Consider the following 6,085-nt stretch of genomic DNA (forward strand, 5'->3'; position numbering starts at 1 on the left):
TCCGGCGACCGCGGCGCCGGAGGCCGGGTCACACGCCTCCGGTGAGGGTCACCCCTCCGTCGACCACGATGAGCTGACCGGTGAGCCATCCCGCGTCCTCCGAGAGCAGGAAGGCCACCACGCCGCCGATGTCCTCCGGCACGCCGAGCCGCTTGAGCGGGTAGGCCGACGCGACCTGCTCCTCCCTGCCCTCGTACAGCGCGGTCGCGAACCTCGTCTTCACCACCGCCGGGGCGACCGCGTTGACACGGACGCCCGGACCGAGCTCGACCGCGAGCTCCTGGGTGATGTAGGTCAGCATCGCCTTGCTCGCGCCGTAGAAGCCGATGCCCGGCGCCGGCCTGACACCGGCCACCGAGAACACGTTGACCACCGAACCGCCGTGCTCACCCATCCAGGCGCGGTGCGCCTGCTGAACCCAGGACAGCGCGGCGAGGCAGTTGACCTCGAAGATCTTGCGTGCCACCTCGACGTCGAGGTCGAGCATGGGCCCGTAGACCGGGTTGATGCCGGTGTTGTTCACCAGCATGTCGACGCTGCCGAACGTCTCCAGGGTGCGCCGGACCGTGTCCGACTGGTGCTCGACGTCGTCGCTCCCGCCGGCGGACGCGATCGCGTGGCCGGGGCCGCCGAGAGCCCGCACCGCCTCCTCGAGCGCCTCCCGCTTGCGGGCGGTGACGCAGACCCGCGCGCCCTCGGCCACCAGCCGTTCCGCGATGGCGAAACCGATGCCGCGGCTGGCACCGGTCACGATCGCCGTCTTTCCCTCGAACCTCTTCGTCATCTCCGCGCTTCCCCGACCGCTCACTCCGATGCTTTCCACGTTCTGTCGCCGGTCAGAGACCGAGGTCCCGGCCGATGAGCTCCTTCATGATCTCGTTGGAGCCGGCCCAGATCCTGGTCACGCGGGCATCGCGCCAGGCACGGGCCACGCGGTACTCGTTCATGTAGCCGTAGCCGCCGTGCAACTGGACACAGGCGTCGAGCACGTCGTTCTGCACCTGCGCCGACCACCACTTGGCCTTGGCCGCGTCCACCGCGCTCAGCTCTCCGGCGACGTGCGCCATGACCGCCTGGTCGACGTAGGCCTGGGACACCTCGATCTGGGTGACGAGCTCGGCGAGCAGGAACTTGTTGTGCTGGAAGGAGCCCACCGGCTGACCGAAGGCCTTGCGTTCCTTGACGTACTCGATGGTCTCCCGCAGGATCCGCGCGGCGTGCGCGACGTTGGAGACGGCCGCGCCGATCCGCTCCTGCGGCAGGCGCTCCATCATGTGAACGAAGCCGCGGTCGATCTCACCGATGACGTTCGCATGCGGCACCCGGACGTTGTCGAAGAACAGCTCGGCGGTGTCGGACTCGGGCTGCCCGACCTTGTCGAGCTTCCGGCCGCGGCTGAAGCCGTCCATCCCTGTCTCGACACCGAACAGCGTGATCCCCTTGGCCCGCCTCTCCGGGCTGGTGCTGGCGGCCACCACCACCAGATCCGCCGAGTAGCCGTTGGTCTCGCCGGCGAGCTCCACCAGGTACGGGGCCACCACGTCGTAGTGGATGCCGAAGGAGGAGCTCAGTGCCGCGGACACGCCGGCGAGCTCCTCCCCGAGAACGGCGTTGTAGCGGTAGTCCTCCGCGGCGGAACCGTCGTACCGCTCCGGAATCCCCAGTCCCAGGAACCCCTGCCTGCCCGCCTCGATCCAGAGATCCCGGGGGAACGCCCGAGCCTCGATGAACTGCTCCGTGCGCGGCCACACGTGCCGGTCCAGGAACGCCCGGACCGAGTCGCGGAACGCCTCGTGGTCGGAGCTGTAGATACTGCGCCTCAAGAGAACCTCGCACGAGCAGGCTGACTAAGCGCTTGCTTATCGCTAAGCGCTTGCTTAGCCTTCCTCAATTGCGACATCCTTGTCAACGCCCCAACCGCAAGGGGAGCTGGTGAGCCAGATCACAGAAAGTGGTGACGTGCCGGACGACCACCCGACGACGGGGGAAACCCGCCCTACGATCGCCCGCGACCGGCTGATCGCCGCCGCTGTGGAGTCCTTCGCCGCCAAGGGATTCCACGGCACGACCACCCGCGACATCGCGTCGGCGGCCGGGATGAGCCCCGCGGCCCTCTACGTGCACTACAAGTCCAAGGAGGAGCTGCTCTACCTGATCTCACGGTCGGGACACGACGTCACGCTGCGGCTCGTGCGAGAGGGCGCGGCGAGCTCGGACGACCCGGTGGAGCAACTCCTGGCGGTCGTCCGCGAGTTCACCATGCACCACGCCCGCAGCCACACGAGCGCACGCGTCGTCAACTACGAGCTCGCCGCGCTCAACCCGGAGCACTACAGGGAGATCAGCGCCGTCCGGCGCGCCATCGGGCAGGAGATACGTCAGATCGTGGAGGCCGGTGTCGCCGGCGGCGTGTTCCACACCTCCAACCCGCGGATGAGCGCGCTCGCACTGCTGTCGCTCGGCGTCGACGTCGCCCGGTGGTACCGCGAGGAGGGCGAGTGGAGTGACGAGGACATCGCCGACCACTACTGCGAGCTCGCCCTGCGCATCGTCGGGGCACACGGGCAGGCGACGTCATGAGGTCACCCCTGCGTTCCTAGTCGGTGAGTACGGCTCCAGACCCGACGCCGGGCCCGGCCGGCGTGTGGGATCCGCGTACCCGCACCGCGAGCACCGCGGCCCATCCCCAGCCCAGGAGCGCGATGGCGCGGAGGAGCAGGCTCAGGGGCTGGGAGTTCTCGCCGTCGTCCGACAGCAGCCCCGCCAGCAGGTAGAGGGCGGGAAGCGCCACGCCCGTGGCCGCGCAGTAGAGCGCCCATCCGCGCTCTCCCCGTACGGCGAAATGACGGGTGAAGACGAAGCATGCCGCGACCAGCGAGACGAACCCCACGCCGAAGGCGGCACCGTGCAGGATGTAGCTCAAGCCGGGGGCATCGGGAGGACCCTGCGGCGCACCGGGCGGGTAGCCCCACGCCGGTTCGAAGCGGAAGACACCGGCGCCGACCAGGCCGGTCCCGTACGCGCCGATCAGTAACGGCCCCCAGGTCCCGCCATGGCCTGGACGCAACGCCCGCCACAGCCCGACCGCGAACGCGATGTTCAGCAGCCCGGTGATGACGAAGTTGGCGATCTGGATCCATCCCAGGTCGCCCAGGCTCAGCATGCTGAGCGGCTGCCGCCTGGGGTCGAAACCCACGCGCGTGTAGTCCTGGATCACGACCGCGAGGATGAACAGCGGTCCGGCTACGGCACCACAGGTCAGCAGCGCCCTGGTCAGCCGCTGTTTTCGCACGTTGGACATGGCTCTCCCCTCTGTGACCGGCCTTCGCGGTCCGGCCCTGACTCCGCGCGGTGTCCGGCGCGCGAGCTTTCCTTAGCAGCGCTAAGGAGCGTCGCCGCCATGCTCCCTTAGCACTGCTAAGGTGTCAACCGATGGGCGAGAACAAACGGGGAGCCGGCCTGACCCGGCAGACGATGATCGATACAGCACTGCGACTGCTCGACGAGGTCGGCCTGGACGGGCTGACGGTGCGCCGGCTCGCCTCGGAGCTGGGCGTCCAGTCCCCCGCGCTCTACTGGCACCTGCGCAACAAGCAGGAGTTGCTCGACGGGATGGCCGACGCGATCGTCCTGGCCGCCGGGATGGGCCCGCCCCGCGACGGCGAGTCCTGGCAGGACTGGCTCACCCGCCGTGCCCGCGCGTACCGCGGCTCCCTGCTCGCCCACCGCGACGGCGCCCGCATCGTCTCCGGCGCCGCCGCCCTGAGCCCGGCGACGATCAGGATGTTCGACGAGGAGATGACCGCCATGGTCGGCCGCGGCTTCACCCCGGTCCTGGCACTGCGCACGATCACGGCCCTCACCCGTTACGTCAACGGATGCGTCCTCCAGGAGCAGACCGAACGCCAGGAGCACGCGGGCACACCCGCGGACCGGCTCGCGGCGCTGGCCGGACTGCTCGACGGGGGTACGGGGGCCACCCTGCTCGTGGCGCTCCGCGAGAGCGGTGGTTCGCCCGGCGAGGACGCCTTCGAACACGGCCTCCGAGCCCTGATCGACGGCACGGCCGCCGCCCTGGCCCGCCGGCCCCCGCCCCACCCGACCTGAGCCACTCACCCGACGGGATCCAGGCCACGCGCGGCCCTGACGCGGCTGTTCCGTGACCGGGATTTGTCAGTCGCCGGCCGGGCCGAACTCACCGACCGCTTCCTGCGGGTCCGCGGTGACCTGCGCACCTACCGGATCCACCTGGGATCGGGCAACATCCTGATGGAGCCCAACGACGCCTATCTCTGCATCGTCCCCCGCGTCGGGTCCGACCAGGTCTTCCTGCCGTTCGAGGAGGAGGGCGGCATGCTCTCGGTCATCATCTCCAAGGCGTTCCTGCTGGCCGACGACACCGCCATCACCGACCCGTCCATCACCCGCCAGATCAAGGGCCGACCCGATGTCCGCGCCGCCCTCACGGGGCGAGTGGACCGGGTAATGTCCGTTTTTCCGACCCGTGGAATCTCCGCCGTTGACCCTGCCCCCGCGCATGGTGAGGATCGGGGGAGACTGATTACGGAGGTGTTACGCGATGGCCAAGGTGCTGATCGTCACAGGTGACGCGGCGGAGGACCTGGAGGTGATGTATCCCTACCAGCGACTGCTCGAGGAGGGGTACGAGGTGGACATCGCCGCGCCGAGCGCCAAGAAGCTCCAGTTCGTGGTGCACGACTTCGTCGACGGCTTCGACACCTACACCGAGAAGCCCGGGCACACCTGGCCCTCCGACCTCGCGTTCGCCGACGTCGCCCCGGAGCGGTACGCGGCGCTGGTCATTCCCGGCGGCCGGGCGCCGGAGTACATCCGCAACGACCGCGACTGCCTGGAGATCGTCAGGCACTTCGCCGGGGCCGGCAAACCGATCGCGGCGCTGTGCCACGGGCCGATCCTGCTGGCGGCGGCGGGCGTGCTGAAGGGCCGGGAGAGCAGCGCCTACCCTGCCTGCGCCCCGGACGTCGAGGTGGCGGGCGCGACCTGGGTCGACAGCGAGGCCCATGTGGACGGAAACCTGGTGACCGGGCGGGCCTGGCCCGACCACCCGGCGTGGATGCGCGAGTTCATGAAGGTCCTCCGTGTCGCAACCGGCTGAGAGCCAGGGACTTCTCTCGTCCGTCCAGCGCGCGCTGCACGTGCTGGAGGTGGTGGCGTCGGCCGGTGACGGCGTCACCGCCAAGGCCGTGGCGCGACGCTGCGGTTTCAAGCTGTCCACGACGTACCACCTGCTGAACACGCTCATCCACGAGGGCTACCTGGTCCGGCTGCCCAACTCCCGGGGCTACGGCCTGGGCTACAAGCTCACGTCGCTGAACCAGCGCCTCCGTGACCAGCTCGGCAGCACGCCGCTGGTGTCGGAGGCGCTCCAGCACGCCCACCGGATCAGCGGCACCGCCGTCTACTACAGCGTGCTGCGGGACGCCCACCTCGTGGTCGCGGAGGTGGTCGACTCGCCCGAGACGCCGCGCGTGCAGCCGCTGGATGTGGGCTTTCACGAGGCGGCGCACGCGACGGCGTTCGGGAAGGTGCTGCTCGCGCACCTGCCCGCCCGCCGGACCTACCTCGCCGAGTTCGGGCTGCGCCGCCTCACCGACAGCACGATCACCCGGCTGGAGGACTTCGAGGCGGAGCTGGACCGGGTCAGGGCGACGGGCGTGGCCCAGGAGGTCGAGGAGTTCCGTCCCGACCTCGCCTGCGTCGCCGTTCCCGTCCTCGACGCCTCGGCGAGCGTGGTCGGCGCCGTCGCCGCCTCGGCCCCGCTCGACTACTTCCGCGCGCACCGCGACCTGATGATCGAAGGAGTACGCGAGAGCGCCCGGCTGCTCGGCCCGTACGGCTGACGGCGGCCGGCGTCGGCCCCGGGACCGGTCCGCCGTGAAGTGACGGTCAGCCTCCGCGTCCTTTCGCGCGACAAGCCGGGCATTTCACACGGCCGCCCCGCGATCGCCGAGGCCCGGCCGGCAGGTCCCACGGAACAGAACGGGCCGTGGGGCCGCCCGCGGGGGCGGGGGCCCCCCCCCGGGGGCGCCCGCCCCCCGCGGCG

At 70.3% G+C, this 6,085-nt stretch carries 8 protein-coding genes; 5 read left to right on the top strand and 3 right to left on the bottom strand.

What is annotated here, in order from left to right; translation table 11 throughout:
* Window positions 1–28 precede the first annotated feature (28 nt).
* Together ABZU75_RS44745 and ABZU75_RS44750 are read right to left on the bottom strand one after the other, a co-directional pair.
* Window positions 29–784: an SDR family oxidoreductase gene (locus ABZU75_RS44745; protein WP_355569077.1), complete on the bottom strand. Its 756-nt coding sequence runs from the start codon at window positions 782–784 to the stop codon at window positions 29–31.
* 52 nt (window positions 785–836) lie between these two features.
* A complete protein-coding gene (locus ABZU75_RS44750) occupies window positions 837–1,823 on the bottom strand; it encodes an acyl-CoA dehydrogenase family protein (protein ID WP_355569080.1) in 987 nt (328 codons plus the stop codon).
* Between the two features lie 109 nt (window positions 1,824–1,932).
* On the opposite strand from ABZU75_RS44750, the gene ABZU75_RS44755 reads away from it, so the two are divergent.
* A complete protein-coding gene (locus tag ABZU75_RS44755; protein ID WP_355569083.1) occupies window positions 1,933–2,580 on the top strand; it encodes a TetR/AcrR family transcriptional regulator in 648 nt (215 codons plus the stop codon).
* A 16-nt stretch (window positions 2,581–2,596) separates the two neighbouring features.
* On the opposite strand, the gene ABZU75_RS44760 is transcribed toward ABZU75_RS44755, so the two are convergent.
* The gene (locus ABZU75_RS44760; protein WP_355569086.1) at window positions 2,597–3,301 is read right to left on the bottom strand and encodes a DUF998 domain-containing protein; all 705 of its coding nucleotides are present in this window, start codon (window positions 3,299–3,301) and stop codon (window positions 2,597–2,599) included.
* A gap of 131 nt (window positions 3,302–3,432) precedes the next feature.
* Here ABZU75_RS44760 and ABZU75_RS44765 point away from each other — a divergent pair, with 131 nt between their 5' ends.
* The 4 genes from ABZU75_RS44765 to ABZU75_RS44780 all read left to right on the top strand — a co-directional run bounded on the left by ABZU75_RS44765 (window position 3,433) and on the right by ABZU75_RS44780 (window position 5,882).
* Window positions 3,433–4,107, top strand: a complete 675-nt coding sequence (locus tag ABZU75_RS44765) for a TetR/AcrR family transcriptional regulator C-terminal domain-containing protein (RefSeq protein WP_355569089.1) — start codon at window positions 3,433–3,435, stop codon at window positions 4,105–4,107.
* A 63-nt stretch (window positions 4,108–4,170) separates the two neighbouring features.
* A complete protein-coding gene (locus ABZU75_RS44770; protein WP_355569092.1) occupies window positions 4,171–4,608 on the top strand; it encodes a hypothetical protein in 438 nt (145 codons plus the stop codon).
* Window positions 4,580–5,137, top strand: a complete 558-nt coding sequence (locus ABZU75_RS44775; protein ID WP_355569095.1) for a DJ-1/PfpI family protein — start codon at window positions 4,580–4,582, stop codon at window positions 5,135–5,137. The genes ABZU75_RS44770 and ABZU75_RS44775 overlap by 29 nt, the downstream gene beginning before the upstream one ends.
* Window positions 5,121–5,882: an IclR family transcriptional regulator gene (locus tag ABZU75_RS44780; protein ID WP_355569099.1), complete on the top strand. Its 762-nt coding sequence runs from the start codon at window positions 5,121–5,123 to the stop codon at window positions 5,880–5,882. The genes ABZU75_RS44775 and ABZU75_RS44780 overlap by 17 nt, the downstream gene beginning before the upstream one ends.
* The last annotated feature ends 203 nt before the right edge of the window (window positions 5,883–6,085 follow it).

The sequence above is a fragment of the Streptosporangium sp. NPDC005286 genome (genome assembly GCF_040607515.1).
Lineage (GTDB): Bacteria > Actinomycetota > Actinomycetes > Streptosporangiales > Streptosporangiaceae > Streptosporangium.

Excerpts from the sequence above, each read along its gene's own strand:
- ABZU75_RS44745 (WP_355569077.1), bottom strand. The coding sequence starts at position 784 with ATGACGAAGAGGTTCGAGGGAAAGACGGCGATCGTGACCGGTGCCAGC.
- ABZU75_RS44760 (WP_355569086.1), bottom strand. The coding sequence starts at position 3,301 with ATGTCCAACGTGCGAAAACAGCGGCTGACCAGGGCGCTGCTGACCTGT.
- ABZU75_RS44765 (WP_355569089.1), top strand. The coding sequence starts at position 3,433 with ATGGGCGAGAACAAACGGGGAGCCGGCCTGACCCGGCAGACGATGATC.
- ABZU75_RS44775 (WP_355569095.1), top strand. The coding sequence starts at position 4,580 with ATGGCCAAGGTGCTGATCGTCACAGGTGACGCGGCGGAGGACCTGGAG.